General features: G+C 46.5%; 12 protein-coding genes. 3 read left to right on the forward strand and 9 right to left on the reverse strand.

The window, feature by feature from the left end:
- The first annotated feature begins 2 nt into the window (after window positions 1–2).
- Window positions 3–773, forward strand: a complete 771-nt coding sequence (locus tag ACK8P5_RS23075; RefSeq protein ID WP_422658517.1) for a MerR family transcriptional regulator — start codon at window positions 3–5, stop codon at window positions 771–773.
- A gap of 102 nt (window positions 774–875) precedes the next feature.
- Here the strand turns inward: ACK8P5_RS23075 and ACK8P5_RS23080 are convergent, their stop codons facing one another.
- The 7 genes from ACK8P5_RS23080 to uvrB all read right to left on the reverse strand — a co-directional run bounded on the left by ACK8P5_RS23080 (window position 876) and on the right by uvrB (window position 13,990).
- The gene (locus tag ACK8P5_RS23080) at window positions 876–3,389 is read right to left on the reverse strand and encodes a DUF3656 domain-containing U32 family peptidase (RefSeq protein WP_422658518.1); all 2,514 of its coding nucleotides are present in this window, start codon (window positions 3,387–3,389) and stop codon (window positions 876–878) included.
- A 566-nt stretch (window positions 3,390–3,955) separates the two neighbouring features.
- On the reverse strand, window positions 3,956–5,044 hold the full coding sequence (locus tag ACK8P5_RS23085) for a DNA alkylation repair protein (RefSeq protein WP_422658519.1): 1,089 nt from the start codon (window positions 5,042–5,044) through the stop codon (window positions 3,956–3,958).
- A gap of 168 nt (window positions 5,045–5,212) precedes the next feature.
- Complete coding sequence (locus ACK8P5_RS23090) at window positions 5,213–7,138, reverse strand: stalk domain-containing protein (RefSeq protein WP_422658520.1); 1,926 nt, start codon at window positions 7,136–7,138, stop codon at window positions 5,213–5,215.
- Window positions 7,138–8,166: a S1C family serine protease gene (locus ACK8P5_RS23095; protein WP_422661555.1), complete on the reverse strand. Its 1,029-nt coding sequence runs from the start codon at window positions 8,164–8,166 to the stop codon at window positions 7,138–7,140. The genes ACK8P5_RS23090 and ACK8P5_RS23095 overlap by 1 nt, the downstream gene beginning before the upstream one ends.
- 276 nt (window positions 8,167–8,442) lie before the next feature.
- Window positions 8,443–8,655, reverse strand: coding sequence for a hypothetical protein (locus ACK8P5_RS23100; RefSeq protein ID WP_422658521.1), 213 nt, complete (start codon window positions 8,653–8,655; stop codon window positions 8,443–8,445).
- A gap of 368 nt (window positions 8,656–9,023) precedes the next feature.
- Complete coding sequence (uvrA, locus tag ACK8P5_RS23105) at window positions 9,024–11,909, reverse strand: excinuclease ABC subunit UvrA (RefSeq protein WP_422658522.1); 2,886 nt, start codon at window positions 11,907–11,909, stop codon at window positions 9,024–9,026.
- Between the two features lie 89 nt (window positions 11,910–11,998).
- The gene (gene uvrB / locus ACK8P5_RS23110; RefSeq protein WP_422658523.1) at window positions 11,999–13,990 is read right to left on the reverse strand and encodes an excinuclease ABC subunit UvrB; all 1,992 of its coding nucleotides are present in this window, start codon (window positions 13,988–13,990) and stop codon (window positions 11,999–12,001) included.
- A gap of 199 nt (window positions 13,991–14,189) precedes the next feature.
- On the opposite strand from uvrB, the gene ACK8P5_RS23115 reads away from it, so the two are divergent.
- Together ACK8P5_RS23115 and ACK8P5_RS23120 are read left to right on the forward strand one after the other, a co-directional pair.
- Window positions 14,190–14,987, forward strand: a complete 798-nt coding sequence (locus tag ACK8P5_RS23115) for a flagellar motor protein (RefSeq protein WP_422658524.1) — start codon at window positions 14,190–14,192, stop codon at window positions 14,985–14,987.
- Window positions 14,971–15,765 carry a flagellar motor protein MotB gene (locus ACK8P5_RS23120; RefSeq protein WP_422658525.1) on the forward strand — a complete coding sequence of 265 codons (795 nt, stop codon included), beginning with the start codon at window positions 14,971–14,973 and terminating at the stop codon, window positions 15,763–15,765. Before ACK8P5_RS23115 ends, ACK8P5_RS23120 begins: the two co-directional genes overlap by 17 nt.
- An 87-nt stretch (window positions 15,766–15,852) precedes the next feature.
- On the opposite strand, the gene ACK8P5_RS23125 is transcribed toward ACK8P5_RS23120, so the two are convergent.
- Window positions 15,853–17,010 (reverse strand): ABC transporter permease, encoded by a 1,158-nt coding sequence (locus tag ACK8P5_RS23125; protein WP_422658526.1) that lies wholly within the window; start codon window positions 17,008–17,010, stop codon window positions 15,853–15,855.
- A complete protein-coding gene (locus ACK8P5_RS23130; RefSeq protein WP_422661556.1) occupies window positions 17,003–18,166 on the reverse strand; it encodes an ABC transporter permease in 1,164 nt (387 codons plus the stop codon). The genes ACK8P5_RS23125 and ACK8P5_RS23130 overlap by 8 nt, the downstream gene beginning before the upstream one ends.
- Window positions 18,167–18,200 lie beyond the last annotated feature (34 nt).

The following is an 18,200-nucleotide window of genomic DNA, read 5'->3' on the forward strand; positions in this document are numbered from 1 at the left end:
GCATGAACCGATGGACAACAGGGCAAGTATCCAAACAGAGTAATGTATCAGTCCGCACACTTCGCTATTATGATCAGATCGGACTTCTTACGCCTAGCTATAAAGATGACAATGGCCGGCGTTACTATGCAGAGGAAGATTTGTTTACCCTTGAAAAAATCATTCTCCTCAAATCTCTTTCGCTACCACTTGAGGATATTCAGAATCTGCTGGAGAAGCTGTCATTACGGCATATTCTGATCGCACATCACAACCATCTGCAAGAACAGTTGTCCTCCCTTCAGACCAGCATCAACAACACAACCTCCCTAATCAATATGATTGATCTAGATGGATCCCTTTCTTGGGAGAAGGTATCCTCTCTCGTCCAGACCGGGAAGACTAGCTCTAAGAAATGGATGGACTATTTTGAAGAGGATGAACGTCAGTTCTTAAAGCAAGCGCTCCCCAATCTAGGGAACAGTGACCGAACTACACAACAGTACATCTCATTGCTCAGACGGATCGAATGGTGCATTGAATATTCCATTGAGCCTGAGTCCGAGGAAGGCTATCAGATTGCATCCGAGCTCATTGAGGTATCGAACGAAACCTTTGGCGGAGATGAAGAGCTTATGAACAAGTTCTGGGAGGTACGGAAACAGCCGGCTGAGGAGTCTGGGTTGTATCCAATTACGGAGGATGTGCTAGAGTTTGTCGAGCGATGCATCGCTTATGCTCTGGAGATAGACAAAAGTGCAGAAGTAGGTTCCGCATCCGCTAAAGAAGATTAATCATTTCATTTGTTCTAAATCCACGTAAAAAGAGCACGATGAGGCTTGTTACCGCGCCTCTCGTGCTCTTCTATATATTCATAAGTTACGTAATCTAACTTCTTACTTCACTAGCTGTCCACGCGTTACGCCAAGCTGGTTCGTTGCTTTTAGCTTCTTCCACACCTGTGTTCCACTAATCTCACCACGGAGAGCGCGGTTGTAAAGATCAATAACCTCATGTACTTGCTCTGGCGATTCTTCTAGGAATTCCACACGGTAACTTGATACTCCAAGTTCCATGAAATTAGCCAAGTATTCTGCACCAGACTGTTCAATAGCGTTATACACCGTGTTACGACAGCCCTCATCTACACGTACCGGGTGAGACATGCCAATCCGGTCCTGAAGGGATACGCGGTGTTCTTCACAAGGACGACCACAGTTCGTAAAGTCAGTTCCTTCACTTAGGAACGTACAATACACACAGTGCTCCGTATGGAACATCGGTAGATGTTGATGGATAACGACTTCCATTCTGGACGTGTCAGCCTTGCCCAGCAGGTCAACCATCTGTTGAATGTTCAGGTCATACGACGGTGTAACTGCATCGCAGCCAGCTTCAAGGAATAAATCTACGGCTTTATGGTTCGCAATATTCAGTGAAAAGTCACCGATCAACTTCGGATGCTTCTGATCCGGGTTCTCCATCCGGTGGCGCAGATAGAAATACAGCGCCCCGGTGTTGCGCACCAGCACAGCATCTGGCTGTAAGCGCAAGATGTTGTTATGGTAGCCGTTCTCGCCTGGCATATGAATGCGCGGCGTAGCCAGCGCAATCTGCTTGCCAGCAGCATGGACGGCTTCCACCGCTGCCGGGAACTGCTTGATAAACTCGAAGTCGGCGTATATCATCTCTACGCCGGCTTCGAGAGCAGCCTGTACCTGCGGCAGGCTGCGGCACAGCGCGGTAAGCTTCGCTTCACCGCGCGCCACTGGCGTTGCTGGCTTCGCCGCATCGCCATAGACCGACACCGCCCGCTTCACATATACGGGCGGCTTCGGACGCTCGCCTGCGAGCAGTTCCACCGCACGGCGGCGGATACTGTTCAGCTCGCGCATAGGAACAATGACGTCACCGTATAACTCGACGTCTAATTGCTCTAGCTGGAACACGGTTCCGCCCAGACGGCCGAATTGCTCCTCGAGAAGCTCTCGGTTCATCGGCCGCTTCTGGGCAATCTCTAGTTCCATCTCAGAATCCACTTGGACCGTCGTGCCTTTCTGCACATCGGTCCACCACGTTGACAGCGGTTGTCCAGGACGACCGCTGACACGCACATGTACCGGGAATACCCGGTACGGTTTGTCTGTCTCAAACGTCTGACGCAGACGTTTGTCCAGTGCCGGGTCGTTTGTCTTCCAAATCCGGTCCCCTACATGCAGCTTACGCAGATCTACATCACTACGGCCTGGTACGATGTCGATAATCCAGCCTTCTTCAGCTTCACCTTCAAGCTTCACGCCTTTACGACGTACATCGTAGACACGCCCGCCTTCTTCCTTCTTCGTTGGGTCCCCAGCATCAAACACAATGCCGTCGCCACGCTTCAGTGGTGCTTCCAGCTTACATACCACACCATCACGAAGAATCTGCTCAACACGGCCCAAGTATACTCCACGGCTTTTCGGAAATGTACCTTCCACGAGCTTTTTATTATTCGTTCCATCCAAGAAACCATGAGTAAAGCCACGGGAGAAACTCTGCTGCAACTCACGTACTTCTTCCTTACTCGGTTTCGACTCATCCCCGTCAAAATACCGGTCAATCACCTTACGATATTTGCTGACTACATTCGCCACATATTCTGGAGTCTTCAGGCGACCTTCAATTTTGAAGGAAGTTACACCTGCTTCAATTAGCTCAGGCATCAGGTCAATTGCCGCCAAATCTTTTGGAGACAATAGATATGCCACATCGCCCATGGGCTTCTGTTCGCCATCGACCATAAGATCATATGGAAGACGGCAGGCTTGGGCGCATTCTCCACGGTTCGCGGAGCGACCGCCCCACATTTCGGAGGTCAGACACTGTCCAGAATAAGACACACACAAAGCTCCGTGTACGAACACTTCCATAGGCAGCTTCGCCTGAGCACCGATTTTCTGAATCTGCTTCAGATTGTTCTCACGACCAAGCACAACCCGCTCCATATCAAAAGGTTTCGTAAACTCCACTGCTTCTGGTGAAGTAATGGTCATCTGTGTCGAACCGTGGATCGGAAAGTCCGGCGAAATCTCGCGGATCATCTTCACCAAGCCGAGATCCTGTACAATTACTGCATCGACCCCTGCGTCAACACAAGCATCAATCAGTTCCTTCGCATCCTCAAGTTCATTCTCGAACACTAGAATATTAAATGTGAGAAATCCCTTTACGCCATAGCTGTGCAAGAAAGCCATAATCTCTGGCAGCTCATCCATACGGAAGTTGTTCGCACGAGCACGCGCATTAAATTTCTCAACCCCGAAAAAGATTGCATCCGCCCCATTCGCAACAGCAGCCCGCATGCAATCCCAATCACCCGCAGGCGCTAGCAGCTCTACGTCTTCTCTTCGTAAAACTTTTGTATCCATCTATATCCTCCCAAACCGGCACATGACCAGTTACTATATAATTTCATCACATTCAAGAAAAGCCTCATATCCAACATCAATAATAGATAATCTATAATTCCATCATACCCGTTATTACAACTCTAATTCTACAACTTATCCAGTGTACCAAAAGTGGGGTTATACTAAAAGCTTTTCTACGAATTGCTAAATTCGTATGGAAAGCTTACTACGGAAGCATAAGCCAAGCTTTTCTACGAATTGCTAAATTCGTAGACGAGAATCGTTTCAACAAGCACTTTAAACGGACTCGCAATCCGTTATTTGCTGTAATCCACCAATATTTCATGTTGTTGCGGACTGAGAATCCGCTATTTTTGCAAAACAAGTCTTTTCCCCGTTCATATTTACAAATAACGGCCTCTCAGGCCACGAACATGTTCATAACGACTCATTCGTTCCAAATAACATCCCCCGAGTCCGCAAAACAAATATTACGACCAGCTGGCTTAGGAGCATACGGATGTGTTACGCATCTTAAATAGTATTAATCTAATTGGGGACACTGCCTCCTCAATCACTTGCCACTATGCTTTTAATTCAAACGATACAGATGCCATACGCTTCCCATTCACCAATATATCGAGAGTATGTTCGCCAGGATAGAAACGGCGTGTGGAAATCACTTTGAAAGATTGTTTTTTCTTCACATGATGTCTTCCAGGAGCATAGGGTTTGTCAGAACACTTATATCGCTTAGGTGCTCGCTTCCCATTCGCCTTCATATATCCAATCTCATAATCAATGCGCAACGAGCGCTGTTGATCGGTCCCATTCAGTAATGTAAAGGAAAACACCAAATCCTCGCCCACTGAAATGACCTCTGATTCTACTTGAAGTCCGATCACCTCTACGATGTTCTCCTCAAGGTCCTCATAGCCAAACACAGCAAGCGCTCTTATATCTCCCTGTCTTAATAGCGTACGCAGACCATGCCTTACAATCCAATCCGTATGCGGGTGATTACCATACCACTTGCCTGCCAGCTCCAAGACCAGTTCTGGATGGTCCTTCGAAATGTCGTTCAGATGGTTCGCCACACTCTTTCGCACATACAGGGATGGGTCTTCCTTCAATAATGTAAGAATAGGTAGTGCAGGAGCAGGATCTCGAATCAGCTCTGGTAGCTGCTGTCCCCAAGGAAGACGTGGACGACTTCCTTCACTTGCAAGCCTGCGCACATGCTCACTATCGCTTTTAGCCCAATCTATCATTTGTGCCATCATGCGATCCTGATGCTGTATGATAAACGGCCGAACCGCAAACTCTGCACTCGAGTAAATTGTAAACACTTCCAGTGCCTGCATTGATTGCTCAAAATCCTCCATCCCATTCATTTCAACGAAGTCAGGGATAAACAAATACTCAATACCCTTACACTCCGGAGCCACCTCATACAAAATCCTCAATGCTTCTTCATAGGAAGGCGGCAATGTTTCGGTGAGCGCACGGGCTAAATGCCGTATACGCTGCTTAAATTCCTCCGATTCCCACATCTCATCATAGACGAGTGATTGGAACCGTTCCTTATCGAAATCGGAGTATTTCTCTTTCATTTTATCGGCAACCGAACGTACAAACGACGTTGAGAACATATCTTTTAAAGTCTCTCTCATACAGGTATCTCTTCTTCCTCTCAAGAAAATAAAGTGTAATCTCAAACTAACGCATATGGATGAAGATACAAAGAGCCAAGCAGTCGTTAACTGTTGGCTCTTTATCTATAGATACTATCCAATTTAAATGGCCTGACTTCTATTATAACATCTTATTATAGCATTTCTCTATTTGACCAATTCAAACGATTTCAATGTCTCCTCAATTGCCTCTATTTGAGCTTCGGTCGCGTTCGCATCATTTATTACAGTTGATAGCGTGTATGTCACCCCGCCGTTCTCAAAAACAATCTGTCTCGCAGTATATCCGATCCCATTCTTCTCGTGGTGCGCTTTGAAAGATACAGCAGGAACACCAGCAAATGTAATGTTCTCTGTACTCAGAAGTTTCACTTTGTTCTTACCTTTAGATGCTTCTTTATAATAGTCCTTCAGTCCACTAACCAACTCTTCCGCCTCGAGATCCTTGTCCGCTGTTATTTCAAAGTTGCCTCCAATGAAGCTATACTCCACTCGGTATGATTCAAAACGATCACTGATTGCCGTCCAATATCGAGGAACTGTAATCTGATAACGATAAGCACTTGAACTTCTTGTCGCTACCTTTGACTTGTCTATTAAATACTCTTCTTCAGCGATTCGACCAAAGTTAGCCGGAACAGCTTCGTAGTCGATATCTACTGACTCCAGCACATTCTTCCATGCCTTGGCGGTCTCTTCTTTTCCTTCTGGCACGACATATTCTAAATAGTACCTGTAGCCATTCTTTTGAACCATGACTTCATATTCCGTTGCCCATCCATCGCCATAATTGTATCGAACCTCTTGAATGAGACCCTTCTCACCTGAGATTTCCACAGGATTGGTTCCAACAATCTCATAGGACTCTGGAATAAAAACCTCACCAAGATAGCTCTTCATCTGATCAGCCCAACCGCTGAGCGTTCCCTTCGTCCCCTCCGGCGCAGTGGTGACTCTGATAGCTAGGTAACCGTCTTCCTCGTCACCGTAGAACATGTCTTGGTCGTTCACTGACCAATGAGCGGGCACACTTGCCATAATCCCGTAATCCAAATTCATAACACTGCGGAGTCCATTTTCAATCGAAGAAAGATCCTTTAGTGTCTTATCCCCTGCGTTAAATGATGGTTTAAAGGAATTGAGTAGCCCAGCGTATTTATCAAGGTCTTTATAATGAGAAGCATCTCCATCGGCAAAATAAATGCCATACACCTTATCGTTCGCATAGTAGGCCCGAACTTCCCATAGTAACCCCTCAGAATCCTTAGAAATAATTCGCGCATAAGGTACAGGTACCTGTGTCACAGTTTCACGGTCTAATACAACATCACCGGAGCTGTGAGCCTCTTTTTCAAGCTTCAGCAGAAGATCCTCTGTATCGAGCTTTACCTGCTGCTCCGTCGCATGAACCTCCAAATAGTAACGTCCGGTCGCATCCGCGAATACCGATACACTCTCATCATCTGCCCCGCCCCCGATCACCATGCCTGAAGGGTAGTTCATACTCCATTCGTAATAACTGTTACCAATACGTGTCTTACCTGCCGTGCCATCTATACTTGTGTTCGTCTGTGGCTCATCTTTATCCGTTACCCCTAGGCTGATGCTAAGCTTACCACTCTTGTCCTTAGTCACTTTAGCACCGATCCCCTCTGCTACGGAGCGCAGCGGAACCATCAGCGTTCCGGCAACCATCTGGGGCTCTATCGGTAGAACAATCTTTTTCCCGTCAACCCAAGCTGTCGTACTGCCAATTGACATGACTACAGCATGTGGTCCTTGGAGAACACGAATACGGCTGTTGCCCTCCAACTTAATCACGGTGCCAAATGCTTTTTTGAACACACCAACAGGAACCATCAAGGTACCTTGCTTGATCAACGGCTTGGCAATGGTATAAGAATTCCCATTCACTACCGCCGTACTGCTACCTTGCTTCACTGTAAGAACTCGCTTCTCCACCGAGTCTCCCCATACTGGCAATGCCAATGAGGCGCTTAATACAACAGCAGTCAGTAGTCCAGTAGATGCACGCCATATCTTTGTATGAACTGTCCGTTCTTCCTTCTTCATTACAGTTCCTCTCCTTCTGGCTCAGAAGCTGCGACGGCATCATACTCGGCTCCACTACTAAGTGTAAGTCTGCGGTTCACAATATCTCCGTCACTCTGCATTAATACATTGACCTTGGAGCCTGGCATAAAGCTCTTTAGCATTTCATTAATATCCACGTTCGAGTACACCCGCTTACCATTGATGGCGTAGATTACATCATCTTCCTTGATTCTAGCTTTTTTCGCTTGGCTAGATATAACTTTCGTAACCGTAAGTGGGTCATCACTTGGGAGTCCTACGATGGCTGACCAGCTTTCCTCCAGTTCGAGCCCCAAAGCTGCACGCTTCACTTCTCCATATTTAAGTAAATGACCAATGACATATTGAACGGTTTCTGTAGGAATGGAGAACCCCATATTCTCAATCCCAACTGCAGAAAATTTCATCGTATTTATCCCGATAACCTCACCCTTCATATTCACAAGGGGCCCACCGCTATTCCCTGGGTTAATCGCTGTATCGGTCTGTAGCAAACGATAGGCACCATCCACACTTCGATCTAGTCCACTTACGACACCAACGGAAGCCGAATTACGAAGCGAGAATGAAATGGGTGTACCAATCGCAACAACCTTCTCACCAACTTGAGCGACCTTGCTACTATCAGCAAATCGAGCAGGCTTTAGAGATTTGGCATTGATTTTTATTAATGCTATATCACTGATGCTATCACTAAGCACCTTAGTAACTTTGTATGTTTTACCGTCCGCAGTAACTACCGTAATACCTGTAAGCTCGTTCACCACATGAGCATTCGTAACAATCCAGCCATCGGATTTCAGGATAACGCCTGTTCCGTGTGCCAGATTATAACGATCTTCGCTACTTTGGGAGCTTCCCGAGGTTGTCTTTCCTATAATCCCAACAACCGACGGAGACAAGTTCTTAATCACCTGTGGAACTGGATCCTGTGTGTATGTAGGGGCACTGCTTGTACTACTTCTGGCGGACTGCGCTTCTACCTCTTTAATCGATATCGAGGACATCCCCGTACCGACCAAAAGTGAAACACTTAGCAGCGTTCCTACCATTTTTATCTTCTCAGAACTATTCATCTCTTCACCCGTTCCTCTCCCGAACGTTAGCCACACGGCTACGTGTACTCCTCAATGTACCATACGACTAAAACCCATACAATTGCTGGAAGTCCTAATTTAACTTTTTATACATCTGTAATTATGCAACTACTGTCTTTCGACAAAAAAAAAGGCGTCCACACTGTGTTAACAGCAGGACACCCTCTTATGTAACTTCTACATTTCCTAATTGGTACTGAACCAATTGGTAATCATCGCATAGTCCGAGTACAAGAAAACTAGCAGACTAACAATGCCAAAAGCAATCGCAAATTTATTTTTCTGGCGGGCAGTTAGCAACCGAACTACTCCGATAAAAATCAAAATCGTAAACAAAATCATGAAAATATCAAATGTCTTAAAATTTGAACCGGCTTCCGCAGCTGCTGCAAGGAACATTGGGACGTACCTCCTCGTGGTTTCTCGGGCATTTTCACATATCTTCCTCTATGTTATCCGCGCCCACGCTCGGATGCAAGCCCTTCATTCCAAAAAAGGTAAAAAAGTCATAATTTTTTCTCATTTTTAGCCATTTTTATCACTTGCTTCATGACTTCCTTCCTTGACCCCGTGTTTTCTTCTATAATCATTCGTGTTTTTCAAAGATTTTCTCCACCATTTCGATTTACAACACAAAAAAAGCGAAGCCTTGTGATCCAAGGACTTCGCTTTTGTTCATTCTTGAAGAGCTCCCGTCAAGTTAGATGATTACCCGTCACACAACATCACTTGTTCCATGGGTCCGCTCTCTATTATAAACATTTCACTTATTTCACTGTTGTTTCTTCTTTAACCATATTCTCTTTATTCCAATCCTCAGTCCGTTTCGTATCACGTTCTAGAATTGGCTTCAGATATTTACCGGTGTAGGATTCAGGTACTTTCACGATCTGCTCAGGCGTACCGGTAGCAATGATGGTACCCCCGCCGCTGCCGCCTTCCGGTCCAAGATCGATCAGATAATCGGCTGTCTTAATCACATCGAGATTATGCTCGATGACAAGCACCGATTCACCAGAGTCCACCAATCGATGGAGTACAACAAGCAAACGATCAATATCATCGACATGCAAGCCCGTGGTCGGTTCATCGAGAATGTACATCGTCTTGCCCGTACTACGACGATACAACTCGGAAGCAAGCTTCACACGCTGGGCTTCCCCACCCGATAGTGTCGTTGCAGGTTGTCCTAACTTGATGTACCCAAGCCCTACATCCATAAGCGTCTGCATCTTCCGATGAATCTTAGGGATATTAACGAAGAATTCCGTTGCATCTTCAACTGTCATCTCCAACACATCGGAAATATTCTTCCCTTTATACTTCACTTCTAATGTCTCACGATTGTATCGCTTACCCTTACATACCTCACATGGTACGTAAATGTCTGGTAAGAAGTGCATCTCAATCTTGATGATTCCGTCACCACGGCACGCCTCACAGCGTCCACCCTTAACGTTAAAGCTGAAGCGGCCTTTCTTATAGCCGCGAATCTTCGCTTCATTTGTCTGAGAGAAAATGTCGCGAATATCATCAAACACTCCCGTATAGGTCGCTGGGTTCGAGCGTGGTGTTCGTCCGATTGGGGATTGGTCGATATCGATAACCTTCTCGATATGCTCCAGGCCACGCATTTCCTTATATTGCCCAGGACGAACCCGAGCTCTGTTTAGGTCACGCGCAAGCGTCTTATACAGAATCTCATTCACAAGTGTGGATTTACCAGAACCAGACACGCCGGTAACTGCCGTAAAGACACCGATTGGAATTTTGACATTGATATTCTTAAGATTATTCTCCTTGGCTCCCCGGATTTCTAACCAGCGATCATCCGTCTTGCGGCGTGTACTATTCACCGGAATGAACTTACGTCCACTCAGGTACTGCCCGGTCAGAGAGTTCTCATCCTCCATAATCTCCTTCGGCGTACCTTGGGCAATAATCTGCCCACCATGGATACCAGCACCTGGACCAATATCAATAATATAGTCCGCAGCCATCATCGTATCTTCATCATGTTCTACAACGATCAGCGTATTCCCGAGGTCACGCATATGCTCAAGTGTAGAGATCAAGCGGTCGTTATCCCGTTGATGAAGCCCAATACTCGGCTCGTCCAAAATGTAGAGAACACCCATCAAGCTTGAGCCAATCTGGGTTGCAAGTCGAATACGCTGGGCTTCCCCGCCGGACAAAGTACCTGCCGAGCGGCTTAGTGTTAAATAATCGAGACCGACATTAACCAAGAAACCTAAACGGCTGTTGATCTCTTTCAAGATCAGATTCGCAATCTGTTTCTCTTTCGGTGTAAGGTCCAGACTTTCGAAGAAACGAGTCGCCTCACCGATCGATAGACTGGTCGCATAAGCCATGTTCTGCCCGTTAATTGTCACCGCTAAGCTTTCCTTCTTCAGACGGTGTCCCTTACATACATCACAAGGCTTTGAGCTCATGTACCCTTCGATATATTCCCGAATCCCTTCGGAATTAGTATCACGGTAGCGGCGTTCGAGGTTCGGGATAATCCCTTCAAACGTAACAAACGCCTCTTTCTTTTGGCCAAAATCATTCTCGTATTTAAAATGAACCTTCTGGTTTCCAGTACCGTACAGCAGTTTATCCATATGCTCTGAGCTAAGCTCACTCACCGGGACATCCCTTGGAATATCATAGTGCTCGCAGACAGACTTCAGAAATTGAGGGTAGTAGTTCGATGTGCCACCAGCCCATGCCTGAAAAGCCCCATCCTCAATACTCTTGCTTGTATCCGGGACTAACAAGTCCGGGTCAACAATCATTTCTACACCCAAACCATCACAATCTGGACAAGCTCCGAACGGCGTATTAAAAGAAAACATCCGCGGAGATAGCTCCTCCATACTAAACCCACAAACAGGACATGCAAAGTTGGAGCTAAACCGAAGCTCCTCTTGCCCCATAATGTCTACCAGAAGCTGACCACCCGATAAGTTAAGCGCCGTTTCAATCGAATCCGCCAATCGAGCTTCGATATCCGGTTTAACGACAATCCGGTCCACGACGACTTCGATCGTGTGTTTCTTATTCTTCTCAAGCTCAATATTATCGGAAAGATCACGCAGTTCACCATCGACACGAACACGCACGAAGCCCTGCTTCGCGATATCTGCGAATAAACTCTTGTGCTCCCCCTTACGTCCTGTAATCACTGGCGCAAGAATCTGTAAACGAGTCTTCTCCGGGTACTGGATAATGCGGTCTACCATCTGTTCAACGGTCTGGGATGTAATCTCAATACCATGCACCGGACAGTGGGGGTGACCAATGCGAGCAAACAACAACCTTAGGTAATCATAAATCTCCGTTACGGTTCCCACGGTGGAACGCGGATTACGGCTTGTCGTCTTCTGATCAATAGAAATGGCTGGAGATAATCCTTCAATTGAATCGACATCAGGCTTCTCCATCTGACCCAAGAACTGTCGCGCGTAAGCGGACAGTGACTCTACATAGCGGCGCTGTCCTTCCGCATAAATCGTATCGAACGCTAGGGATGATTTCCCGGAACCACTTAGTCCAGTGAGCACCACGAACTTATCCCTCGGGATCGTTACGTCGATATTTTTCAAGTTATGGGCGCGAGCGCCCTTAATCACGATATTCTCAATCGCCAAAAGTTATCCTCTCCTCACTGCTTCACGTTGCCTTACTATATATTTCTCAAGAGTCAAAATGACTCGTCTGTAGTACATCCACATCTGCACTATTCAGCCTTCAGCTCAAGTAATGCATCACGAAGCTCTGCCGCTCGTTCGAACTGCAAATTCTTCGCAGCTTCTTTCATCTCGGCTTCTAGACGCTCAATCACAGCCTGACGATCCTTCTTAGACATCTTGCCCGCTGTGCCTGTGAGATAATCCGCTTTACTCTCAGCCACCTTCGTAGCCTCGATGACATCACGCACTTTCTTGCGAATGGTCTGCGGTGTTATACCATGTTCTTCATTATAAGCTTCTTGCACACTACGGCGACGACTAGTCTCTTTGATCGCTCGATCCATTGAGTCTGTAATCTTATCACCATACATGATTACCTGACCTTCTGAGTTCCTCGCCGCACGTCCAATCGTCTGAATCAACGAGCGATCAGAGCGAAGGAAGCCCTCCTTATCGGCATCCAAGATAGCAACCAGAGAAACCTCGGGAAGATCCAGTCCCTCTCTTAGTAAGTTGATTCCGATAAGTACATGGAATGTACCCAGCCGAAGATCACGCAAAATCTGCATCCGTTCAAACGTCTTGATATCCGAATGCAAATATCGAACTTTGATTCCAATCTCCTTCAAATAATCCGTCAAATCCTCTGACATCTTCTTCGTCAGGGTTGTCACAAGAACGCGTTCATCACGTTCAATCCGGGTATGAATCTCACCAATCAGATCATCAATCTGACCTTCGGACGGTCTTACATCAATTAGCGGATCGAGAAGCCCCGTTGGACGGATGATCTGTTCCACCATTGTATCGCAGTGTTCCAGCTCATATGGACCTGGTGTAGCCGATACATAAATAATCTGTTTAACTTTCTCCTCAAACTCTTCAAACTTCAGTGGTCGGTTATCCAGCGCAGAAGGCAGACGGAAGCCGTGATCCACGAGCACCGTTTTACGAGCACGGTCACCGTTATACATAGCTCGGATCTGTGGCAGCGTCACATGGGACTCATCCACGACAATCAGCATATCGTCTGGGAAATAGTCCATTAAAGTAAACGGAGTAGCTCCTGGTTCCCGGAAAGTCAGCGGTCCAGAATAGTTCTCGATACCGGAGCAGAAACCAACTTCCTTCATCATCTCAATATCATAACGTGTACGCTGCTCCAAGCGCTGCGCCTCCAGCAGTTTGCCTTCCGCACGAAGCACTTCGAGCCGCTCTTCCAGTTCCCGTTCAATGTTGACGAGTGCTACGCGCATCGTCTCCTCCCGGGTGACGAAGTGAGAGGCCGGAAAGATCGCAACATGCTCACGTTCCCCAACAAGCTCTCCGGTCAGAACATCAATCTCTGTGATCCGTTCGATCTCATCTCCGAACAATTCTACACGTACGGCATGTTCTCCCTTCGAAGCAGGGAATATCTCTATGACATCGCCACGCACGCGGAACGTACCACGCACGAAATTGATGTCGTTCCGCTGATACTGAATATCAACAAGCCGCGACAAAATCTGATTGCGCGGCTTCTCCATACCTACCCGCAAGGAGAGTAGCAACTCTGAATACTCCTGCGGTGAACCTAAACCATATATGCAAGACACACTTGCCACAATAATCACGTCACGACGCTCAAACAATGAGCTCGTGGCAGAGTGGCGAAGTTTATCGATCTCTTCGTTAATACTTGAATCCTTCTCTATATATGTGTCTGAAGAAGGGATATAAGCTTCTGGTTGATAGTAATCGTAATAACTTACGAAATAATCAACAGAGTTGTTCGGGAAGAACTCCTTAAACTCACTTGCCAGCTGTGCAGCTAGCGTCTTGTTATGCGCAATGACCAGTGTTGGCCGGTTTAACTTAGCGATGGTCTGTGCAATCGTAAATGTCTTACCCGTACCTGTAGCACCAAGCAGTGTCTGATGCTTCTTACCTTCTTGTATCCCTTCAACCAACTCGGTTATCGCGCGGGGCTGGTCGCCCTGCGGCTGAAATTCCGACTCAATTTCAAAGGATTTCGTACTGACAACTATATCACTCATTTGTCCAATATCACCCTTATCGTCTAGAATAGGTATATTAAAGGTTCTGTCGAAATTTCCCGATAATAATATGAAGGGAAATGGATCCCTGAACATTCCAACAATAAGAATGCGTGTTCCCCTTAATTATACTCTCTTCGTTTTTTGTATGCAAACAATATATATATAACTCTTATATAGAAGGAGATGGTTCAACAACATGGACTTAACTACGATTATCGGTATAATAGCTGGCCTCATCGCATTAATTGGAGGCTTCCTATGGGAAGGCGGACATATTAGCGGACTGTTACAAGGCACTGCGGCTCTTATCGTGTTCGGCGGTACTTTTGCCGCTGTCATGATAAGCTTCCCAGCCTCCAGACTTAAGAAAATCCCAACTGCCCTCCGCGTTGCCTTCGGACGCCGTACCCGTCTACCTCAAGAACTCATTGAAGATCTCGTGCATATGGCCGTTATTGCCCGTAAAGACGGTGTACTCGCGTTAGAACAATCCTCTTCTGAACATCCCGATCCTTTCTTACGGGAAGGCATTCAAATGGTCGTCGATGGTACCGATGCAGAACTCGTTCAACAAATCCTAGAGCTTGAAATTGAAGCGACTGAGCAGAAGCATGAAAACTACGCCAAAATATTCGAGTCTGCTGGTGGATATGCTCCAACCATGGGAATCATCGGTACCGTGATGGGACTGATCCATGTCTTAGGAAGTCTGCAAGAGCCGACGCAGCTCGGTCCATCCATTGCCGTTGCTTTCACAGCCACACTATATGGTGTCGCAAGCGCTAATATTATCTTTCTTCCCATTGCATCCAAGATTAAAGCACGTGGCGAAGAAGAAATTCAGAATATGGAGCTGCTCCTTGAAGGAATTCTAGCTGTACAGAACGGTGAACACCCGCTTCTCGTGCGCAAAAAGCTTGCATCCTACACTTCTGATAGCAGTTTATCTCGCAAACCGGAGGCAAGGGGGACAACCCATGAGACAACCGATTAGAAAAAAACGTCGCAAACGGAGTAGCGGAAGCGAACAACAGGATCGCTGGATGATCACGTATGCTGATCTGATCACGCTGTTACTTATCTTTTTTGTTGTCATGTATGCGATGAGTCGGCTCGATACGGAAAAATATAAGCTCGTTACGGAATCCTTGCAATCCACTTTCAAAAGTGGAGACTCCATCCTGGAGCAAGGATCAGGTTTAACCGGAACAGCGGATACCGAGAAACATAAGAATCCCCAAACGGATACAACGGGTGAGAAAGACCCCGAGCCATTAAGTGATCGGGAACTGGCTTTCCGTAAACAGGAAGAAGAGCTCGCAGACTTCATGCAAGTAATTAAACAATATGTGCAGGATAATCAACTTCATAACGATATTTTTATTTCAGACGAGCCTCAAGGCATTGCCATCACACTTAGTGATCGCTTTCTATTTCCCCCTGGTAGGGCTGAGCTGAAAGACGGTGCTGACCCCGTGCTAGGTAAGCTCGCGAGCCTGTTCCGGGACCTGCATACGACGGTCAGCATTGAGGGCCATACCGACACCGTTCCCGTCGGTCGCTACTCTGAGTACAAAGACAATTGGGAACTATCAGGTGCCCGTGCGATGTCTGTCCTGCGTTATTTTCTCGATGTAAGCAAGCTAGACCCCAGCAGTTTTCAATATGCGGGTTATGCAGACACCCGCCCTGCTGCCGATAATGAGACGGTACAAGGGCGGCAGAAAAACCGCCGCGTTGAAATTACTGTGTTAAGACAACTGCGTAAATAAAGAACAGATAACTTATCTTATCATAAAAAAGGACGGATCCTCATGATCAGGAATCCGTCCTTTTTGTTCTACATCATTACACGATATCTAGGCATTGACACTATTCTCACTTGGCCGCAGAATTACAGAGCCCAACGCAAGCAAGATCACTGCCATTAGACCAAGGATCAACAGCGGCAGCTGTATATCCACCAGTGTACCTCCACTCGCGGCGGTTTCTACTGCTTCAATAGCCCATTTTTGAGGAACAAAGTTCGCAATCTTCTTAAGGATATCGGGCATGATGGACAGTGGCCAGAAGCAGCCTCCGAGCATGCACGTTGGTGTTATGAGCAAGGAGTTGAGTACTCCTGCATTCTGAGGATTACGGATCATACCTGCAATGGTGCTGGCGATACCCATCGATACGAGCATAAATGCTGCCAAAATCAGAAAGTGCATAAAGAATGGAATGCCGTAATCATAACCAATCACAAATCTGGAGATACATAATACGACTATGACCTGTATAGCGCCTAAAATGAAACTGCCCAGGAAATTCCCAAGTGCTATTTGGTACGAGCGAACAGGTGCCGTAAAGATGCGTGACATGGTTCGCATTTTGCGATCCTCCACGATCAACATGACCGAACTTGCGATGAGTCCCATCATGAACATCAGGGTAAAGCCCGTCACCGTGTTCAGTCCCGGCTTGGCGTATAGCCCCATATCCGTGCTAACAACCTCTAACTGATGTAGCTCCATTTGCTTCAAAACATTTTCAAGAGTAGCCTCTGGCGCTTGCTGTTTATCATCACTGCTGCGGATGACTGCCGCTGTATCCTCCATGCGTCCAATCGTTCCATTCACCGTCATTTTAACCATAAAGGATGCTTCACTGCTGGTCAGTTCAACCATTTGCACTTGCGGCTTATTGCCATCAAGAAGCTGCTCACTAAAGTTTTCTGGGATCACAATCCCAATCTTCCCTTTTTGCTGAATGATGTCCTCTTTAAGTTCTTCATCCGACTGGATCGGCTTCAAACTGTACTCCTTTGTACGACTCAATTCCTCTATCAGATGCTTGCCAGCCGGACCCGCGTCGGAGTTAACGTAAGCAATAGGTACACTCGTGGTCTCATCATTTCCAAGGAGTGCCACGGCACCTGTCACCACAGCACACGGTATGATAACGTAAGAGATCCATCCTTTTCTGCGTCCTAATGTTCGTTTAATCATCTGCCAAGCAATCGTAAGACTATGCATGGTACCCCACCTTTCGATAAGTAAGGACTGCCCCAGCTAACAAACCTAGTGATATAGCGGCCAAAGCTCCGACACTCGTCAGGATCTCTGATATATCCGCATTCAGCATCATGTGCAAAATACCTTGTAACGCCCAGTGGTTAACCGTAAACTCACCAAGCTGTCGGATAAAATCGACCGGAAGCGGAGTAAACCCTCCACTCAAGAAAGTCATCGCAACAATGAGCGCTTGGATAACCGCTGTGGCCGTTGAAGCTGATTTTGTAACCAACGCTATGATGATAGCTATCGTCATAGAAGCCAGTGTGATTAGAATGCATATTAGTAAAAGCAACCCCACATGGTCTCCCCAATTGACGCCATACAACAGACTTGATCCACCAATAATGATGATGGCCTGAATCAAAGTCACAAGGCTGCAACCTAGAATTTTGCCCGAAAAAATAGTCACATTCGAAACCGGCAACGACTGTAATCGATAGAGCGTGTTTCCTTCTTTTTCTCCCAAAAGACTATTGCTAGCCATCAATCCCGAATAGAGCAGAAACATAATTAACATCGAGGCAGCATAGTACTGAGCAGCTGTATAGACCTTTCCTTGTTCATTCAGCTTTCCACTCTCTATATAGGAAGGTCTTTCAAATGCTGTTGAGTCTCCCTTTGCAAACACTTCAGGTCCCATGATTAAAGCCTGCGCCTGCTTGCTATTGGCTTCATCCATAAATGTGCCGAGCATCGACTGAGCTATCACATTACGTGTATGGCTTTTTCCAAGGATCATTTCAAGCTGAACCTTACCACCTGAAAAAATCTGAGTTTCAAATTCACTTGGTATCACAACCGCAACATCAATTTCACCTAAACGAAGCTTACTCTCCACTTCATCACGTGTCATACCCATAGATGGAATCAACACTTCAGCAATCGCCGGCTCCTCCATAAAGGCATTTAGACTTGCTGGAAGCGAGTCACTCGTCTCAATGCCGATGAACCCCACCTTCACTTTCTCCGGGACATAATCTTCGTTGATGCCAAAAAAACTAGATAGTGCTGTCCCCAATATAAAGATCAGAATCATCGGTAGCATAAATAGATTAAATAATACGGTCCGACTCCGAGACATTCTTCTCAATTCAAACCATGCAATGGTTCTCATGTTCACAGTAGTGCCCTCCTTCTTCTCGCTTCCG

Origin of the sequence: Paenibacillus sp. EC2-1 (genome assembly GCF_049311625.1) — a bacterium.
Lineage (GTDB): Bacteria > Bacillota > Bacilli > Paenibacillales > Paenibacillaceae > Paenibacillus_AQ.